Origin of the sequence: Pleurocapsa sp. CCALA 161 (assembly GCF_003003995.1) — a bacterium.
In the GTDB taxonomy this organism is placed as follows: domain Bacteria; phylum Cyanobacteriota; class Cyanobacteriia; order Cyanobacteriales; family Xenococcaceae; genus Waterburya.
Map to the genome: position 1 here is coordinate 1 of NZ_PVWF01000031.1, position 18,281 is coordinate 18,281.

The window sequence follows — 18,281 nt, forward strand, 5'->3', positions numbered from 1 at the left end:
AATAGTCAATTACTGCACCGACAAGCGGATGCAGCTTGTAACTACACCAAATGATGCGTTACGTTCGGACGATTGACAAGACAACCAAAGTTGCCACACCGCGTGGTGTCACGCCCTGCTCTTCCGACCCAAAGGTAGAAGAGAGAATTAGAGTTTTTTACGCTCACGCTAAAGTTTTTACCTGTCGGACGTATTCTTCGACAGAACCTCTAACTTTAAGTTTTCATGGTTCGACTACAATATCGTTGTTACGCCTCTGTAAGGGAGCTACCCGTCGTCGCTTACAATTCCTCTTTCCCTGTTGGGATGCCATGTATCAGAACGGACTCTTTCATTTGTAGTTATTGTATTATTTCAGATTTTGATTTTAAGTTCAAGTTCTCGATTTAAGCGGTATCCTTCGGATGTTTGTTTCCTGGTCGGGCTTTCATCTCAAGGTACAAGACGCATGAGTTTTCAGCCCGACATTAATTTATAAAAACTTGACTTCTATTATCGTTCGTTTAGCTTTTGCCAAAGGTGCAGATCAAATTCATGTAGGTTTAACTAAAAATGGAAATAAAACCTTTGTTGGTGAGATAGTTCATAGCGATGATTTAGTAGTTAGTCACTACAACAAATTGTTCGAGGTAGATGGGAATAGCTGTGTAGGTAGTGTAGGAACTATTTGTATTGCTAGTGATGAAGTAGCCAATGATCTAATAGAAGATATTGAAGCAATCCAAGCTGCCAGACCTGTTAATGCAAGAGGAAACAAATATCCTTTCGTATTCTTAAGAGTGCTGACGGAAGAAGATATTATCTTCAATAAAGGTGTGGGTGGTGCGCCCCATCGTCTAACATTCTTGGATGTAGAATGTATTAACGTAGAAGCTGATGCACCAGATGAAATAGTAGCTATAGAGCCACCTGCTACTCACAAGTTCGCAGAACGAAGTGCTGTAGTTGTTCCTCGTTCTTCCTATGGCACTGTAAAGTATCGCCCACAAGTGTTAGCTCCTCACTTCGCTCAGAGAAGTGCAGCCCGTAGAGGTTTAGAAGTAAGTAGTAGTGCTACTCAAAAGTTTGCAGAACGAAGTGCAGTCCCTTCCTTCAACAGAAATGTTGTAGAAACTCCTCAAGTAAATGCAGAAGGGGTGGTAGAGAAATCTCTTGAAGGAAAAGGACAATCTAGACAAGACAAATTAAATGCGATCGCAGTAGCAATGAAAGCTGCGGGTATGAGTAGTCTTGAAATTGCTCAGGCTCTAAAGGCTGAATTAGAACTTGTTTTCTAATTTAAACAGTTAAATAACTATAAACCCAATAGCCCCTAATGTTTTAAAACTGATGGGGCTTTATTTATTAAACATTTTGTAAATAAGAAAGATAGATGGAGAATGAACAAGTTATGCCTAATCCAAATTCAAGTAATTCAAATAGTAATGTCAATTCTCATGGAAGAGAGCGAATCAATATTGATGAGAGAATTGCTAAGAAACAATCTAGAGCTAATGGTGCAAATGATAAATTCAGGAATAATTTCAGAGCTTCAAATAAACAAATTGCTGTTAGCAGTGGGGAAGCTATTGAGGATAGATTACTCTATGAAGCCAGCAAGGATCTAGAAGAGCAACTATTAGACCAACAATATGAGGCAGTATTCAGAGCCAATAACAGATATGTAGAAATGGTTAATAATGCTGTGGCTCAGTTAGAAGCTGAAGAAGATGAAGAAGCCCGTCTGCTTATGGAAGTAGGCTTTATGATAGCAACGGAGAAATTTTGGTCGCTAAGGAAAAATCACATTCTGTAACCCTTGTAAACAAAGGGTTTTGATTTTTCTCTTAAAATCACAAAGCGATCGCCGAGCAAATTAAAGAAGTTGGGGCAGATTATGTTCTGACTCTCAAAGCCAACCATCCTACTCTGGCAAAAGAAGCTCAGAATTGGTTTGAAAAGCACAAACATCAGATTGAGCAGACTCAAAGCATTAGAACAGAATCGTTCTGCGAAGCAGGACATCATCGTATTGAGAAACGTTGCTTTTTCTCAGTTCCCGTCGAGCAGGTGTTTGAGAGAGCTAGTATCAAGCGTTGGACTGGACTTCAAACATTAATTGTAGAACAAAGTACTCGTCAGCTTTGGAATAAAACTACGGTAAGCTTAAGATTTTTTCTCAGTTCTCTCAATTCCAATTTTGCCGATTTTCCTGGTTCAATTCGTAGCCACTGGGGAGTAGAGAATCAGTTACATTGGTGCCTGGATGTAGTTTTTTCGGAAGATGACTCTCGGATTCGCAAAGATCATGCTCCGCGAAATATGACTATCCTTAGAAGATTGGCTCTCAATTTGCTACGCCAGGATAAATCTTCTGGCAGTTTGAAGATGAAACGCTACCATGCTGGATTGAATAATAATTTCTTACTTCAGGTTTTGTCTAATTCTGGCATATTTTGACTTAATATTTTGATGCGATTACCCTGACACGGTAATTCATTACCTGAAGGAAAAAAAGACCCAGAGTTTAAGAAAAAACCTCGCTTAGCCTTAGAATTAATTGATAAAAGTAGAGCGCGAGGATATCAACCAGAAATAGTCTTAGTCGATGCAGGGTACGGAAACAATACAAACTTTCTGCTTGAATTAGAAAAAAGAAAATTGAAATATTTAGGAGGACTGGCTAAAAACAGAAAGGTACAAGTTGTCAACTCGACCAAACTAACACAAGAGATAAGATTAGATGTTCTAGCAGAGTCATTATCAGAAGAGGCTTTTACTAAAACTACAATCAATTTAGAACAAGCCAGAACAGTTTGGGTGGCAACTATTGAAGTAAAAATATCGCGTCTAATTGGTCATAGAAAAATAGCTATCGTAATGAATGCACCGACCTTTGGCGATGCAGATGATATAGATTACTTCATTACCAATGTAGAACCATCTAAAGTAACATCTCAATGGATAGTAGATACTTATTCTGACAGAAATTGGGTAGAAGTATTTTACCGAGAAGCCAAAGGATGGTTAGGACTGAAAGAATATCAAACTAGAGGAATCAAAGCTTTAAAGAGGCATTTTATTCTGGTATTTTGTGCTTATACTTTTATCTTATGGCATAAGCTTACTGGCGGATTAAGACGGCGTTGGGCTAACAAGCCAATCACTACTTTTCCTGAAGCTTTGGAGGCATTTCGTACAGCTATGTCTTATCGTTTTGTTCAATGGCTTAACTATAATCAAGACGTGTTTGCTGCTTATAAAGCGAGCTTGGGGTTTGTTTGGGCTTAGTTTTTGTTTAAGTCCCGTTATTTTGTTCCCGCCAGTCTTTAGTTAAATCACCACGAAAAGCAGCAGCCAGAACAGATTGACGGAATTGATTTAGTAGGGGTTTAATTGCTTTTAGTTCTTGTTTTACTGCGGTGCTTCTTGTTTGTAGGGCTTCTATTTTAGTGACTATGCGTTTCTGTTCGTTGAGGGGCGGTAGAGGAATTCGAGTAGATAAAATAAAATCTTTAGGAACACGCCTTTGACCTACTACACCTGTCATGTTCATAGCAGCATTATGTATGTAGCTATTTTGACGCAAAAAAGAATGTAGATATTGGGGTGAAATTGCACCATAACTACGCAAAGTATAAAACTCTGTAGAACCGCAAGCTAAACCATTGCAAAGATTTTTAGCAATAGCAGATTTTCCATTTTCCATACAAGGAGTTATTTTGGCAAAAATTACATCTCCATCTGCGAAGTGGGTATATCCTTTTCTAACCTTTCCTAATTTTCTACACTCAACATCTGGTGAAATAGTTCCAGTCTTTTCGTCAACTGCTGCCATTGGTATAAAAGACACATCTAAATCATCTGACAAATTTTTGTCGTGTTTAGGATTTAATACACAAAGCTCACTTAAAGACTCAACTTCCCATCTAATAGGTAACTTATCAGTGTCAATCAATCTAATTTCTCCTCAACCTTTAACAACAAAAATCTATCTTTCAAAACCTTGACCTATCCGAAACTTATGACCCAGCGCAATAATCCAAAATCTAAAATAGCCCACCTCTACAGTTAATAACTTCTTGCTCTATTTCCTCTCGATTTAATAGAGGTTTGCCTGAAGCTACAATCTTGGCTCTAATCTGGCGTAAGCATTGTCCTAACTCTGTTTGCTTGGGTTGTTTTTCTCTATTCATCTTCAACTTAAAAAATTAACCATAGAATAAGCCAAAACTGCTTTATCTTCTGTGACCATAACTAAATCATTCTCCAAAGCCTGACACATCAAAAGACGGTCAAAGGGGTCACGGTGTAATGATGGTAGTTTAATCAATTGTGCAATAGTATTTTCATCAATAGTCAGACTATCAAAAGAGTGCCGTTTTCTTTGTTTGGGTAAATAGATTTCAGGAGATTCAGGAAAAGGTAGTTTTCCCAGTTGATATTTAATCGTGCATTCCCAAATAGAAATAACACTCACAAATACTTCGTTGTCTAAATTACTAATCTCTTGACGATATTTTTCTGATAGTCGTTCATTACCACTAATAAACCACAAGAATATATGAGTATCTAAAAGAAGTTTCATTCAAATAAATCTAAAATATCGTCTGGTAATGGTTCATTAAAATCATCAGGAACAGTAAATTCATCTTTACATAATCCAAAGGGACGCTGTTCAATTTTTTGTTTATGCTGGTCAAGAGATTCTACAAATTGTAGAACCTGTTGTTGTTGGTCTAATGGCAAATTACGCCACTTTTCTATTAACTGTTGTTCTGTATTCATAATCCAAACTTTTTACTGTTTCCTCTATTATCCTGCTTCTTCCTCAACTGCTGGACTATCCAACAACTCGGTTAAAGCTTCCATATCTTCCATTGCTGTTTGCAACCTCAGCATAATTTCTGCTGCTATTTCATCTGGTTCGGGTAAATCATCAGCATTTTGTAAACTCTCATCCCGTAACCAAGATATATCTAGATTCTCACCCCGTTTAGTAATATCTTCCCGACTAAAACATCTAAACCTACCCTCTTCTCCTAAATCAGTCCGAGGACTCTTGCCATTAGGGTCATCACCATAGCATGACTCAAACTCGGCAAAATGCTTTCTAGTTAAAGGAGTACGTTTACCAAAGGAAGGCATATTAGTTCTGAGGTCATAAAACCAAACTTCCTTAGTATTCCCTTTCTCTGTTTTACCTCTTTGGAAAAATAGAACATTAGTTTTAACCCCTGGAGCGTAGAAGATACCAGTAGGCAAACGCAAAATGGTATGCAGGTTACACTTATCCATCAAGTCAGCCCGAATATTGCGCCCCTGTCCATCTTCAAATAAAACATTATCTGGCAATACAACTGCTGCCCTACCTTCTGGTAATAGCCCTCGATAGATATGTTCTAAAAATGCCAACTGTTTGTTAGAAGTTTGGTAAGTAAAATCATCTCTAGTTGGTTTACCTCCTCCTTTCTTAGTGCCAAATGGCGGATTAGTTAGGATTACATTAGCCTTGGGTAATCTTTGACCGTCTGCTGATAGGCTGTCTCCTAACTCTACATCTCCTTCAATGCCGTGTAACATCATATTCATCAGTAATAAACGATGAGCATCCTGTACTAATTCAATACCGTAGAATGCTTTATCTCGTTGAAAGTTTTGCTCGTCTACTGATAGGTCAAATAAATTATCTGTTTGCTTTTTGATATATTTATCGGCAATTGTCAGAAAACCTCCCGTTCCTGCTGCGGGGTCTTGTATTAGTTCTCCTGCTTGGGGTTTGATTAAAGAAACCATACAGTCAATTAAAGGACGTGGCGTAAAATATTGACCCGCACCTGATTTCTTTTCACTGGCATTCTTTTCTAGTAACCCTTCATATAAATCCCCTAAGCCTTCTTCCTTGGCTGAGTACCAATCAAGAGAATCCAGGCTAGTTACTATTGTTGCTAGATTCTTGGGTTTCTTCAAAGCAGTCTGAGCATTAGCAAAGATAGCCTGTATTCTTTCATTTGCGACTTCTGAACCAAGCTTTAACAGTAAAGCACGATAAAAGGTCAGTTGTTCGATACCTTCTTTAGTGACTAAATCATCCCACCGATATTCTTCTGGCAATATATCTTCTTTCCCTGTCTCCTGCATCATCTTCAGAAACAAGAGATAGGTTAACTCTGTAACATACTGTAGATAGGTAATCCCATCATCCCGCAGTACATTACAAAGACTCCAGAGTTTAGCAACAATATCGGTAGTAACGTTCATTCAATCTCGGTTAAAAAGGCACTCAAACAAAGTAACACTTTAACCTATAAGGGTTTGGTAGTAGCGATATTTCTTACGATTTCTTTGTGGTTAAGCTTTCTCTTGCCACAACTCTTGATTAATCTCACTTAATACTGTTTCCAATTCCCCACCAAAAGTTTGATTAATCCTTTTAAAACCACCTTGAGCTTTAAACTGTCCTTGGTCAAAGGCATCTCTATCAACAATAGTTTCTTGCTTTAACTGCTTCCCTATACGTTCCAACCATTTACGCTGTGGTGGTTTCCAGTTTTTAGAAGCCAGTATCTTATTCATTGCCCTATCTACTCTCGTTTCATGACTGATTAGGGCATCTCCTAAAGCTGCTTGACGGACAAAGCCAATGATAGACGCTGCAATATCTTCATTAGTAGATTCTCGCCATGCTACTTGTAGATGCTTCTCTGGATAACCAGCAGTATCAAGCTCTAGTTTTAATTCTTTAAGCTGACTGCGGGTTAAATCTCTGGGACGTTGAGTAACTAATAACAGTGCAGGAATCTTATTCATATTTTCCACAATAAAGCTACGGAAGCTATTTAAATAATCCTCTGGTTTTTCTGCATTGCCATAACCAGTCTCAATACCAATTAATTCATCTTCATGATGAGAAATTAAGACTGGTTTCCTACCACCGTCTTTTCTATCTAATATTTGAGCTATTAACTTTCTTTCTTTAAACCATTGGGAAATTGCTTCTGGCTGACTACCCTGTAAGTAATCTCCGATATCTTCTACGGGCATTCCTGTAATACTTTCTATCTGTTCTTTGCTACTCTGACTAAGGTGTCTTCTTTTACTCTGTAGCTTGGCTAGTAATTGGTCGATGACTTCGGGTAGTGCTTCATCTTCTACAGTATCTAACTCATCTATCAACTGAGTAAAAGAAATATTAGGATTAACTACTACGGGTTTCATAGACGAAACTGGGGCTATTCCTTCATAAAGCCTTACTGCATCATAGATTTTAAATACTTCTTTACCTATCTCATCACAAAGTCTTGTAGCTCTACCTAACATCTGTTCGTAGAGGATACGAGAATTAACCCGACGCAAAAAGACTAAATTACAAATAGCTGGAACATCTATACCAGTAGTTAATAAATCTACCGTAACTGCAATCTTAGGTAAGACTTCATTTCTTAACTCTCTAATCTTCTGTAAGGGCTTATCTGCTTTACCCGTAATTTTAACCACTGCATCATCTTCTACATTGCCATATAGTTTTTCTAACTCTTGCTTGAGTAGATTAACTACCATATCCGCATGGTCATCAGTAGCGCAGAAGATTAAAGTTTTCTCTGGAAGAATAGGGTCGATGTATTGTGCTAATACCTCACATACGACACGGTTAAAAGGTTCTGTAATTACCTGACGATTAAACTGTTGGACTTCTATCTTTACTTCGTCTGGTGCATGAACTAAATCCAACTCACCTGTTAGGGGGTCAAAATATTCCATATTTTCCCCTTGTTCCCAAACTATCCCATTTTCAGATAGTTCGGTCTTAATCTTAATTGGTGGTTCGTGGTCAATTAACCAACCCTCAATTACTGCTTCTCTATAGCTATAGGTATATACGGGGTCGCCAAATATCTGAGTTGTGTGTAAAGCAGGAGTAGCGGTTAGTCCAATTTTAACGGCATCAAAATAATCCAATACCCGACGGTATTTAGAAATATAGTCTTTGAAGTCCCGATATACTAGCTCTGTCTCGCTTAGTTCTTTATCTAGTAAATAACCTCTGTGGCACTCATCGACAACAATACAGTCATAATCATCTACTGTTGGTATTTCTGTATTATCCCCTGGATAAAATAATTTCTTGACGAAGCTTTGAACTGTAGCGATATTAACTTTAGTTTCCAGCTCTACACCATTCTCTTTCAGTTCTCTAATTTCAAAGATATCGGCAAAAGTTTGTAAGTTTTCTATGCGAGTATCTTTAAAAGAATTAGCTGCTTGTTCCCCTAATGCGGTGCGGTCAACCAAAAACAAGATACGGTTAAATCTTTTAGCTTTTAACAGACGATAGACCAACAATATAGCGGTCTTAGTTTTACCCGTCCCTGTTGCCATTGCTAACAGTAATTGACGCTGATTATCTGCTAAGGCTGATTCTACTTTCTTAATTGCTTTTTTTTGATAGTCCCGTAGTTCGATATTGTAGTTAAAATCTTCTTGCTCTAATTTCTCATGGGCTTGCTCGTTATCCTGCTGAAGTAACTTAACTAGACCCTCTGGACTTTTCCAACCTTGTAACGGACGACGAAGATTATTGGGGTTACGAACATCACAAAACCAGATACCGCTTTTAGTATGTAGCTGTTCTAAATATTCTCTGCCATTAGTAGCAAATACGAAAGGAACTTTATATTCTCTCCAAGGAGAACCATCAACAAAAGTTTCATCACCTTTAATTTGATAGCCCTTGCTATACCTTTTAGCTTGGTCGATATCTCCCGATACATCTTTACTATGGCGTTTAGCTTCTACTACTCCTACTACTTCTAATCCTATAAACAGAGCATAATCAGCCCGACCATTCTTAGTTGGATATTCGGCAATAGCTAGATTCTTTCCTTTTTCTGGTCTTGTTCCCTTGGAATAAGTTAAGTTATCTGAATCTACTTCCCAACCAGCTTTTGACTAATTGGGTATCATGAACCCCTAAAAAAGCAAAGTTGGCTGAAACTGCCATGAATGAAATGCGATCGCTTAAATTATCTTACTCATTTAGATTACCCAATTTGAAACTAATAAAAAATACTTAATCAGAATAAAATCATATCCGCCCTGAGCTATGGCGTAAAACTAGCTTTCTTTTTTACTTATTTATTTGACTAAAAAATCAATATTATGACCAAAACAATTAAAGAATTAGTAGAGACTGAAGTAATTTATTGCGTATCCTCTCTTGTACATACGCTGACGCAAGAAAACAAACTTGAAGAAGAACAAGCCTTAGAGCTATGGACTGCTCCTATTGATTATGGTGCAGCCAAATACGAATTAGAACTAGAACAGGATTATGTCTTTAAGCACTTCTGCACTGAAGATAATCAGTATTACTTTGGAGTAAGGAATAAAGACGCAGTATGGAGAATTGACCCAATTCATAACGATGAAGAGACTGCTATCTATGAATGGTTTGAGATTTATAGAGGCGGTAGTTTAGATGATTATCGCCAAGAGATTTTCGAGCATTGGATAGTTAGTTCTTGGCTAGCAGATAAATTAGAAGCTAAAAGCGAGACTATTATTCGTGATTTTTACGGACTTACTATTTGGTGTAGGGCTACCACTGGCCAATCAATTGCGCTTGATTATGTTATTCAGAAAATCTACAAAGAATTAATTTCAAAATAACTATTTAATTTTATCTACCACGTAGTTCTATCTCACTTCACTAATTAACTACATAAAGGTAAAAACAAATGTTTCACGAAACAATATTACAGATTCAAGAAGAATTACATTACCATAAGACCCAACAGGAAAAACTTGAGCAGGAACTATATACACTCAAATCTTGTGAAGAGTTTTCTAGTCAAGCTTTTGACTATGTTAAGGAAACAATAGAACAAATCCAAGATCCTAAATATCTTGAGCTATTTAAAGAAAGTCTATTAAGTCTTTTTCCTTCAGAATCACCCATCTATCCCATCTATTTAGAGAAAAAGTTTGAGGAAGAAGATCCTGATACAGTAGTAGCCATCTTTCACTCAGAGGAACATACTAATGATTATGTTGAGAAGATAAATTCTTATCCTATTCCCACGAAACAAGTAGAAGAAAAGAAAGAGTTCGGCCCGTTATCTTATTATGAATTAACAGGTAAACCAGATACAAGACCTGATACGTTTACTGACTTAGCTCCTAACATCACTTACTCTTCTAGTGGTAGAGCCTACGTTGGCTTCCATGATCGGGTAGAGGCAGAAGAATTTAGAGATACTATTTCTGAGCCTTCTATGTTTAGTGATACCGACACTATGAACGGCTATGAGTATGAGGTTAAATTCTATTGCGATCGCGAGTATCTACAACAATTTATAGGAGTTAAGCTTCAACTCGTCGAAGAGGAGCAAGTTGTTAATCCTAACTTTGAAAAGATTGATGGCGAGATAATTTATAATCACGTAGATAGTATTTGCTATATAGCTTTTAGTGCTAAAGGACGGGCTGACAACTACGGTAGCTATCTTACTAGGATTTTAGATATTGCTGAGAAATATACAGTAAGTAAAGACCCTCAGATTGTTGATGCCAAATACGAGCTAAGACTTGAAGGATGTTCTTTAGATGACGCACTACACTTACAAAGCTTTAATCTCAAAAGGGATTGGGAACATCCCGACAATAAAGAAGTTAGCAAAGACTGGGAATTAAATAGAAAACGCCCTGCTCCTCAAGCATACAAACCTGCCGCTAAACTTATTCCGCTTGAAGAAATAGAACTAGGTGAAATAGTTTATCTAAATAGTGTTAGTAACCAATACAAAGTTCTTAATAAAGTTGAATTAGATAACAAACTACATCTATGGCTAAGAAAATGTCAGATGTAGCTTCGTCTCCACGAAGGAAAGCTTCCATCTGTAATGAAAGAACAGCTTCTTTTATCGTCAAAGACGTAGCTTGATAATTTCGTTCCTACTGCTCCTTCGCTCCGCTTCGGAGAGAACGAACGTGTGAAGTGCAGTATTGTAAACCTTAAGTAAAATAAAATCTGGTGTGGAATTGGTGCGATAATTACTTTACGTACCTCGAAAGCACCAATTAGTAAGAGTTGAAAGCTGAAGAGATCCTGCTCCCAAAGCAGGCGCGCTACCAAGCTGCGCTACATCCCGTTGCGTTTTTGCACTATGGACTAGAATAGCACAATTCGATTAAATTAAGCTCAGCAATATACGAGTATTGGTGGTGGAAGTAATACTTAAAAGACTAAAAATCAAAATCAGGCATTAGCTTCAACACTCCCATACCTAAATCCTCACCGTTGATTGATTTAACTTCAAACCAAGCCAGCATATCTTTTGCTTGAGGATTACCTCGGTTTGCCCCTGTCGCTCCCATAGCGATTACTAAGCCACAGTAGCCTTTGGTTTTTTTACAACGTTGATGCCATTTTTCTAAAGCTTTAGCTTGTTGTACTACATCCTGAGAATACTCCGCAAAGATATATAGTTCATCATCTTCGGTTTGCAGCATACCTAAGTCATAAACCTCCCCATTAAAAGGATCGTGACCAGGATTGAAACAAACAGCTTTTAACCCCCCAGCATCTTGAATTCTGGTAATTAAACGATTTGCCTTAGAGCGAGTAGTTTGGATGAAAATCGTTGGTAGTTCCGCAGTTTTAGTCGTAACTTTTGCCGACTGACAGTAAGTTTTTGACTGGTGCTGAAGTTGTTTAATCAATTCTCTAGGTATGCTGGCTAAACTGACCAATGCACCATCAGGAATTAAATCTTCTTGGAACGGCATATTTGTTTCTGGGGAAAAGCCAGTAAAATCGCTGTGTCCCATATCCAGCAATTCTGCTGATAATTCTGGTAAGGTAGAAACTTTGGTAGTAATTGTCCGTTTCTGCTCTGTTGTAGCTGGTAGAGCAATCCGATAGGATTTAGTTACTGCTTCGATTGGCTCTTGAGCAAGAATGGCACGATGGCGATCGCAAAAACGTTGTAAAGATTCTAAAGTAGCGTAAACAATGCTGGTTTCGGCTTCGTCTAGAAAATGGCGCATTCCTTCAAAAGGATGCAGACTACCAAAAAAGGCTTCCATTGATGGCTCGTCTACAACACTGTTTTCGGGGTCTTCTACCTCTTCATAATTGAGAAACCAACAGTCTTGAGCTAAAAAGGCTTTTTCTAACTCTGCTGCTGAGTGATGATCGCCCAAAGCTGCTTGACGAAACTGTTTGAGGGAATCTAAAGAGCGATAAATCAACACTCCATATTCTGCCGACATCATGCCCATAACACAGATGTATACTCGTTCAATTTCACAGTCTTTTAACTCCACCTGTAAAATATCGCTGTCGGCTAACAATTCCCAAGGAGCTTGTGACCAAATCTTGCTAGCAACCCGATCAATTGCCTCTTCATAGATAGCAGGCAATGGACTCGGCTGATCTTCTTCCATGACTGCAAAACCTTCAAACAGACGATCTATCAAAGGTAATTGAGGAGCATATTCAACGTTAATTCCCAAATCTTGCAGGACTCCTCGCAGGAAAAACTGAATTTCGCGATCGCGCACCACAATTTTTTGCGGGCGACAAGGCTGAGTTGGGTGGTGTGGCGATTCAATTGCTCGTAATAAAGTTCGTACCACTGCCTCCATACCCATATCTTCTGCTACCACATCCATGGCGCGGACAGCACCCTCAGAACCATCCACCCAGATGATACACTGGTCATCGGTGTTTTTTACCCCATCTAAATGTGATGCCATACTGCCTAGGGAACGGCGATCTCCTTCCCAAACAACACTTGCCAGGGGAATTTTTTGTAGTCTACTTCTAGTGGTGGGGGGAAGAGTGGTCATATATATTTATCGCTATTTGTCGCTACGTTCTTTGTTTTATACTATCTGCTTTGTTTTCTTGGGCAGTTTGCAATAGTAAACCATACTCCATACCCTCAACAACTGCTTGGTAGGAAGCGTCTAAAATATTGGCAGATACGCCTACAGTTGTCCAGCGTTCAACCCCATTACTTGATTCTACTAAAACACGAGTCTTGGCTGCTGTGCCTGCACTACCATCAAGAATACGAACTTTATAGTCTGCTAGATAGAAATCGGCGATTTGAGGATAAAATTCAACTAAAGCTTTGCGTAAAGCGCTGTCCAAGGCTGCCACGGGTCCATTGCCTTCTGCTACCTCCAATAAGTTTTTGCCATCTACTTCTACTTTAATAGTCGCTAACGCTTTACTGGCAGGATTATCTTGTTCTTGATAAATATTACAGTGAACTTGAAAACCTTTGAGTAAAAACAATTGTTTGCCAGGAGTAAGAATTGAGCGCATTAATAATTCAAAGCTGGCTTCTGCTGCCTCAAATTGATAGCCTTCATTCTCTAAGATTTTAAGCTTGTCAAGAATCTGACGACAGGTAAGATCTTGTTTGCTTAAATTGATGCCAAACTTGGCGGCATAATGTAAGACATTGCTTAATCCTGACTGATCAGAAATGACAATTCTGCGTTCATTGCCCACTAATTCTGGCTGAATATGTTCGTAAGTTAAAGGATTTTTCTCAACCGCCGAAACGTGAACTCCTGCCTTATGAGCAAATGCCGATCGCCCGACAAAAGGAGCATGATCATTAGGAGCTAAATTAACAATCTCGCTAATCAAACGACTAGTAGGACTTAAGTCACTTAGCTGTTTTTGCCCTAAACAAGAGTAATTTAATTTTAACTGCAAATTCGGAATCAATGTACAAAGGTTGGCGTTCCCACATCTTTCACCATAACCATTCATTGTTCCCTGAATCATCGTTGCTCCAGACATCACAGCAGCGATCGCATTGGCCACCGCCACTCCTGCATCGTTATGAGTATGAATACCTAATTTACCTTTGAGATCTGGTATGATCTGAATTACTTCTGTGACAATCTGAGTTACTTCGTGGGGCAATGTACCGCCGTTAGTATCGCACAGAGCTAGCCATTCTGCTCCTGCGGTTAAAGCTGTTCTTAGGGTTAAAACCGCATATTCAGGATTATGTTTGTAACCATCAAACCAGTGTTCAGCATCATAGATTACTCGTCTGCCTTGACTCCGCAAATACTCAATGGTGTCACGAATCATCGCCAAGTTTTCAGCCTGACTGGTTTTGAGAGTTTCCGTAACGTGGAGATCCCAAGATTTGCCAAAAATTGTCACCCAAAGAGTACCTGCTGCCAAGATCGCCTGGAGCATTTTATCTTCGCCTACTGCTAGATGAGGGCGACGAGTAGAGCAAAAAGCTACTATTTGCGAATTCTGCAAAGGTTCTTCCTTTAATTGCCAAAAAAACTGGACATCTTTAGGATTTGCTCCTGGCCATCCTCCTTCAATAAAAGGAACTCCCAAGCGATCAAGCTGTCGCGCAATTTTTAGCTTGTCATCTAAAGACAAAGAAATACCTTCTCCTTGAGAGCCATCTCTAAGGGTGGTGTCATAAACCTGAATTACTGATTTTTGCTTCATTGAGTTAATTGGTGCAACCATCATTAACAAATGTTAAGTTACTTAGAGAGAAATATTTTAATTACCCAAGCTTGAGATTTTTTTATGCCTACCGTAACTGTACAGTGAACAATGAGCAGTGAGCAATGAGCAATCAGTAATCAGTAATCAGTAATCAGTAATCAAAATGAACATTTTTAAAATATCTCCGCTCATTCGTATCACTCTTTTATCACTTTATGTTGGTTTAACAGTACCGCTGCCGTTTCTTGCCGACTTTACTGATGCCCCCATACCATCATGGCTGTTGTGGCTTGGTATTGCTTTGGGTGCGATCGCTGTATATGCTGCTCTCAGTGAACGGGTAATTTTAGATGATGACCAGATTCAGGTGACTTATCCCAACTGGGTGCCAGCGTTTTTCCGTAAAGGTTGGTCTTTGTCTTGGCAAGAAATCGATAACTTAAAAATGCGTACTACTGGACAGGGTGGCTTAGTTTATTATTTCACTTCTGCTACTGCTGAGAAAGCTTATTTATTGCCAATGCGGGTAGCTGGATTTAACAAAATGGTCAATTTAGTCACAGATAAAACTGGCATTGATACGGTTGATATTCGTCCTCTGTCTCAACCCTGGATGTATTTGATTCTGTTTGCCTGCACGATGATTTTATGGTTTTTAGACGGTTGGACAATCTGGACGGCAACTCAAATATCTGTCTGATAGATTTAAAGCCGTACGTAAAAACGTTAGGACATTGTTGAAATACTACTTTCTACTACCTATTTGCGAAGCTTATCCTTTAGGACTACTTTCGATTTGTAGGCTAAGAGCTAGGGCAAAGCCCTTTACTGAATTATAGGATCTTGGGCATAGTTGAGACGTATTTGTTCTAGTTCCCTAATTTTTGCCACAGCGGTTTGGATTTCTTGACAGTAATATTCCATTAGCTTGATATCTGTCGCTGGATTGAGGTTTTGTAGCTGTTCTGAACAGTAAATTTGTCGTCTTTGATAGTTTACCTGTTCTAAGGAGGCGATCGCTTCTGCTACTCTAACCTGGGTGCGGAAAACATCTTCTTGAGTTTTTTCGTCAAGATGAAATAGTTTTGTCACAGCCATCATTGCTTTAGGGAAACTAGCACTAAGATTGTGTAACTCACTGAGTAGCGGATTAATATTACTCATAGAGGAGTTTGGTATTGTTTCCTCTGCCATAATTATTTGTTGCCAGAGAAAGCGATGGGATGCCAAGTTAAATAGTAAGTCTTTGGTTTCTAGCTCTTCGATGATTGAATCACGATAGCGTGGGTAGTGGATATAGATACGTAAAAGTAGTGCTTCAGCTTGTTCTAATAATTCGCTTTCAGGATCGGTGGCGATCGCAAAAGCAGGTTTAGAGAAAGATTTTTTGTGCTGACTTAAATTGTTATTCTGATAGCTTGAGCGGGTTGACTTTATTTGTGATTTAAGGGTAGCCAAATTTTGCAATACTAATCGACTATCCCCCTGACTTAGTAACTCAGCGCAGTGAGTCAAGTAATGATTGCGTTGGTTAGCATCCTGGAGCTTGTTGAGGAGTTTAATCATTCCTGCTGCTACCTGCTGCAATTCATCCGCAGCCTTGAGATTTTTGTCGGCTAAGAGACGAGCAATCAACCAGTCAAGCCATAAAGGAGCAGTTTCTAACGCCTGATGATAAAGTACTACGCCGTCTGCTCGGCTTTTGATAAATTCATCGGCATCTTTGCCTTCAGGAAGATTGAGAATACGTAGCTGCACTACACCACCGTAAACTAGATCTTCAATCTCGGCGATCGCTCTTTCCGTAGCTTTTTTACCTGCATTATCGGCATCAAAGTTAAGAATTACCTGTTTAGAAGCAGTAAAGCGCAGTAGCTGCTTGAGCTGTTCCTGAGTAAAGGCAGTACCTAAAGAAGCTACCACATGGTTGATTCCTGCTTCATGGAGAGCGATCGCATCAAAATAGCCTTCAACCACTACTGCACAATCTGCTTTACCAATAGCACTACGAGCCTGATCTAGGGCAAATAAAGTCTTGCTTTTATCAAACAGCGGGGTTTCAGGAGAATTAAGATACTTCGGCTGATCCTCTTCCTTCAGGCTACGACTGCCAAAGCCAATAATTCTCCCCTGAAGATCCATAATTGGAATGACTAGGCGATCGCGAAATACGTCATAGTAGCCACTCCCTGTCTTACGGGGTTTAATTAATCCCGCCTGTTCCACTAGGTTGACTGGATAGCGTTTTTGCTCGACTAAATAGCGATATAAAGTTTCCCATCCCAGGGGAGCATAACCAAGCTGGAAACGCTTAATAGTATTCTCTTCAATGTTTCTTTGCTGACGGAGATAGGTTAATGCCACTTCTCCCTGAGACTGATAGAGAGCGTGCTGAAAAAAACTAGAAGCGATCGCTAATATTTCGTAAAGCTGCTCTTTTAAGGTAAATTGACGCTGAATTTCCTGTCTTTGCTCAGGCTCTACTGTTTTGATTTCAACCTGATAGCGCCGAGCCAAATCAAGAACCACTTCTGCAAAAGACTGCTTGCCAGTCTCCATCAAAAATTTATAGGCATTTCCCCCTTCTCCACAGCCAAAACAATAATACACTTGCTTGTCTTGACTAACGCTAAAGCTAGGTGTCTTTTCGTTATGGAAAGGACATAAGCCCAAAAAATCTTTGCCTCTTTTTCGTAGTACGATATGTTCTGAAATTACATCAACAATATCGACTCGTTGCTGTACTTCTTCGATGGTGTCGGGATGCAGTCGGGGAATCACGCTTGAACAATCTCAATTTATTTAGTCTAAAATTGCCACAGTATTATTCTATCCTGTTATCTATAGCAATCTTAATAGTTATGCTCACAAGCAAAGATTGGATTGCTCATTGATAATTATTCACTGATAACTGATAAATATGCTGGCACAATGGGATTGTTTTCTGAAAAACTTAGGAGAATGGCATGGTTCGTTTACGCGCTTTTCGCCTCAAGGGGAAGAAACAGCCGATACTCCTACCTTAGTAACTTTAGAAGGGTTAAATAATAATCAAAATGTACATCAGGTAGTACGCTACTTGCCTCCAAATGAGCCATCGCGGGACGTGGTGGTAGATTATGATTCTCTCAACCGCAGTATCTTGTTCTTTGCCAACGGTGCTTTTTCCCAAGGAAGTATGCAGTGGGGACCCTACAGCACTTTTGGTGGTGAATTTGGTCTGATTGATAATGAGTTTGGCGATGGTACTCGTCGGCTGCGAATGGTAGAGCTTTATAACAGTAATTCTCAGCTTGAGAGAGTGGTGTTGATTAGAGAAAAACTACCTCATAGTAATGTGCCAGAAAGACCAACCTTAACTGTAGATAGCTTAATCGGCGAATGGTCAGGAGAAGCAGTAACGTTATTTGCCGATCTGAGTCAGCCAACGCAATTTTCTACTCATTTATCAATCAAACAAAAGGATAGTAATCAAATTGAACAGAGTCTATCTTTTGGACAACATACTATTAGTTCAAGTGCTAAAATAGAAGACACAAGATTATTATTCGACCAGAGCGATTTTCCAACCCAGGTAATGTTATTTCCTGATGGCGCATCCTGTAGTTGTCCTTTGCAAGTGGGTTTAGGCCATAATTTTGGCTTAGAAATGGGCTGGCTTTTGCAACCTAATATTAGACAGAGAATTATGCGTAGCTATAATGAAAAAGGTAATTGGGTAAGCTGCACCTTAGTTACAGAAAAGAAAATATAATCATACCAAATTCAATACATTTTGTTCAACAATAAGTATTGA

Annotated in this window: 16 protein-coding genes and 2 pseudogenes; 9 read left to right on the forward strand and 9 right to left on the reverse strand. The window is 39.0% G+C overall.

Features of this window, described 5'->3' with window-relative positions; translation table 11 throughout:
* Window positions 1-50 precede the first annotated feature (50 nt).
* The 5 genes and pseudogenes from C7B62_RS25365 to C7B62_RS09545 all read left to right on the forward strand — a co-directional run.
* Window positions 51-341 (forward strand): hypothetical protein, encoded by a 291-nt coding sequence (locus C7B62_RS25365; protein ID WP_146132049.1) that lies wholly within the window; start codon window positions 51-53, stop codon window positions 339-341.
* Window positions 342-482: 141 nt separating this feature from the next.
* Window positions 483-1,277 (forward strand): hypothetical protein, encoded by a 795-nt coding sequence (locus C7B62_RS09530; RefSeq protein ID WP_106235240.1) that lies wholly within the window; start codon window positions 483-485, stop codon window positions 1,275-1,277.
* A 95-nt stretch (window positions 1,278-1,372) separates the two neighbouring features.
* Window positions 1,373-1,795: a hypothetical protein gene (locus C7B62_RS09535; protein ID WP_106235242.1), complete on the forward strand. Its 423-nt coding sequence runs from the start codon at window positions 1,373-1,375 to the stop codon at window positions 1,793-1,795.
* 47 nt (window positions 1,796-1,842) lie between these two features.
* Window positions 1,843-2,439 (forward strand): ISAs1 family transposase, encoded by a 597-nt coding sequence (locus C7B62_RS25650; RefSeq protein ID WP_255413997.1) that lies wholly within the window; start codon window positions 1,843-1,845, stop codon window positions 2,437-2,439.
* 27 nt (window positions 2,440-2,466) lie between these two features.
* Window positions 2,467-3,270: pseudogene (locus C7B62_RS09545) on the forward strand (transposase); the annotation flags it as partial.
* A 7-nt stretch (window positions 3,271-3,277) separates the two neighbouring features.
* Here the strand turns inward: C7B62_RS09545 and C7B62_RS09550 are convergent.
* From C7B62_RS09550 to hsdR, 6 genes and pseudogenes are all read right to left on the reverse strand, one after another.
* Complete coding sequence (locus C7B62_RS09550; RefSeq protein ID WP_158260655.1) at window positions 3,278-3,937, reverse strand: restriction endonuclease subunit S; 660 nt, start codon at window positions 3,935-3,937, stop codon at window positions 3,278-3,280.
* A gap of 91 nt (window positions 3,938-4,028) precedes the next feature.
* Window positions 4,029-4,175 (reverse strand): hypothetical protein, encoded by a 147-nt coding sequence (locus C7B62_RS25655; RefSeq protein WP_158260656.1) that lies wholly within the window; start codon window positions 4,173-4,175, stop codon window positions 4,029-4,031.
* Window positions 4,176-4,177: 2 nt separating this feature from the next.
* Complete coding sequence (locus tag C7B62_RS09555; protein WP_106235248.1) at window positions 4,178-4,567, reverse strand: type II toxin-antitoxin system VapC family toxin; 390 nt, start codon at window positions 4,565-4,567, stop codon at window positions 4,178-4,180.
* Complete coding sequence (locus C7B62_RS09560) at window positions 4,564-4,767, reverse strand: DUF2281 domain-containing protein (protein WP_106235250.1); 204 nt, start codon at window positions 4,765-4,767, stop codon at window positions 4,564-4,566. The genes C7B62_RS09555 and C7B62_RS09560 overlap by 4 nt, the downstream gene beginning before the upstream one ends.
* Before the next feature lie 27 nt (window positions 4,768-4,794).
* Complete coding sequence (locus tag C7B62_RS09565; RefSeq protein WP_106235252.1) at window positions 4,795-6,240, reverse strand: N-6 DNA methylase; 1,446 nt, start codon at window positions 6,238-6,240, stop codon at window positions 4,795-4,797.
* Between the two features lie 90 nt (window positions 6,241-6,330).
* Window positions 6,331-8,922, reverse strand: a pseudogene (gene hsdR, locus C7B62_RS09570) (type I restriction-modification system endonuclease); the annotation flags it as partial.
* 216 nt (window positions 8,923-9,138) lie between these two features.
* On the opposite strand from hsdR, the gene C7B62_RS09575 reads away from it, so the two are divergent.
* A complete protein-coding gene (locus C7B62_RS09575; protein WP_106235255.1) occupies window positions 9,139-9,648 on the forward strand; it encodes a hypothetical protein in 510 nt (169 codons plus the stop codon).
* Between the two features lie 68 nt (window positions 9,649-9,716).
* On the forward strand, window positions 9,717-10,847 hold the full coding sequence (locus tag C7B62_RS09580) for a hypothetical protein (RefSeq protein WP_106235257.1): 1,131 nt from the start codon (window positions 9,717-9,719) through the stop codon (window positions 10,845-10,847).
* A gap of 376 nt (window positions 10,848-11,223) precedes the next feature.
* On the opposite strand, the gene C7B62_RS09585 is transcribed toward C7B62_RS09580, so the two are convergent.
* Together C7B62_RS09585 and cimA are read right to left on the reverse strand one after the other, a co-directional pair.
* Window positions 11,224-12,831, reverse strand: a complete 1,608-nt coding sequence (locus C7B62_RS09585) for a hypothetical protein (protein WP_106235259.1) — start codon at window positions 12,829-12,831, stop codon at window positions 11,224-11,226.
* Window positions 12,832-12,853: 22 nt separating this feature from the next.
* The gene (cimA, locus tag C7B62_RS09590) at window positions 12,854-14,482 is read right to left on the reverse strand and encodes a citramalate synthase (protein ID WP_106235315.1); all 1,629 of its coding nucleotides are present in this window, start codon (window positions 14,480-14,482) and stop codon (window positions 12,854-12,856) included.
* Window positions 14,483-14,648: 166 nt separating this feature from the next.
* On the opposite strand from cimA, the gene C7B62_RS09595 reads away from it, so the two are divergent.
* Window positions 14,649-15,185 carry a hypothetical protein gene (locus tag C7B62_RS09595; RefSeq protein ID WP_106235261.1) on the forward strand — a complete coding sequence of 179 codons (537 nt, stop codon included), beginning with the start codon at window positions 14,649-14,651 and terminating at the stop codon, window positions 15,183-15,185.
* Window positions 15,186-15,310: 125 nt separating this feature from the next.
* On the opposite strand, the gene dnaG is transcribed toward C7B62_RS09595, so the two are convergent.
* A complete protein-coding gene (gene dnaG, locus C7B62_RS09600) occupies window positions 15,311-17,266 on the reverse strand; it encodes a DNA primase (RefSeq protein ID WP_106235263.1) in 1,956 nt (651 codons plus the stop codon).
* Window positions 17,267-17,405: 139 nt separating this feature from the next.
* Between dnaG and C7B62_RS09605 the strand changes: the two genes are divergently transcribed.
* Entirely contained in the window at window positions 17,406-18,239 is an 834-nt protein-coding gene (locus tag C7B62_RS09605) for a DUF3598 family protein (RefSeq protein WP_106235265.1), read from the forward strand.
* The last annotated feature ends 42 nt before the right edge of the window (window positions 18,240-18,281 follow it).

Coding starts and splice junctions, on each gene's coding strand:
- C7B62_RS09605 (WP_106235265.1), top strand. CDS start 17,406: ATGCTGGCACAATGGGATTGTTTTCTGAAAAACTTAGGAGAATGGCAT.
- C7B62_RS09560 (WP_106235250.1), bottom strand. CDS start 4,767: ATGAATACAGAACAACAGTTAATAGAAAAGTGGCGTAATTTGCCATTA.
- C7B62_RS09565 (WP_106235252.1), bottom strand. CDS start 6,240: ATGAACGTTACTACCGATATTGTTGCTAAACTCTGGAGTCTTTGTAAT.
- C7B62_RS09580 (WP_106235257.1), top strand. CDS start 9,717: ATGTTTCACGAAACAATATTACAGATTCAAGAAGAATTACATTACCAT.
- C7B62_RS09535 (WP_106235242.1), top strand. CDS start 1,373: ATGGAGAATGAACAAGTTATGCCTAATCCAAATTCAAGTAATTCAAAT.
- C7B62_RS09585 (WP_106235259.1), bottom strand. CDS start 12,831: ATGACCACTCTTCCCCCCACCACTAGAAGTAGACTACAAAAAATTCCC.
- C7B62_RS25365 (WP_146132049.1), top strand. CDS start 51: ATGATGCGTTACGTTCGGACGATTGACAAGACAACCAAAGTTGCCACA.
- cimA (WP_106235315.1), bottom strand. CDS start 14,482: ATGAAGCAAAAATCAGTAATTCAGGTTTATGACACCACCCTTAGAGAT.
- C7B62_RS09555 (WP_106235248.1), bottom strand. CDS start 4,567: ATGAAACTTCTTTTAGATACTCATATATTCTTGTGGTTTATTAGTGGT.
- C7B62_RS09595 (WP_106235261.1), top strand. CDS start 14,649: ATGAACATTTTTAAAATATCTCCGCTCATTCGTATCACTCTTTTATCA.
- C7B62_RS25655 (WP_158260656.1), bottom strand. CDS start 4,175: ATGAATAGAGAAAAACAACCCAAGCAAACAGAGTTAGGACAATGCTTA.
- C7B62_RS09575 (WP_106235255.1), top strand. CDS start 9,139: ATGACCAAAACAATTAAAGAATTAGTAGAGACTGAAGTAATTTATTGC.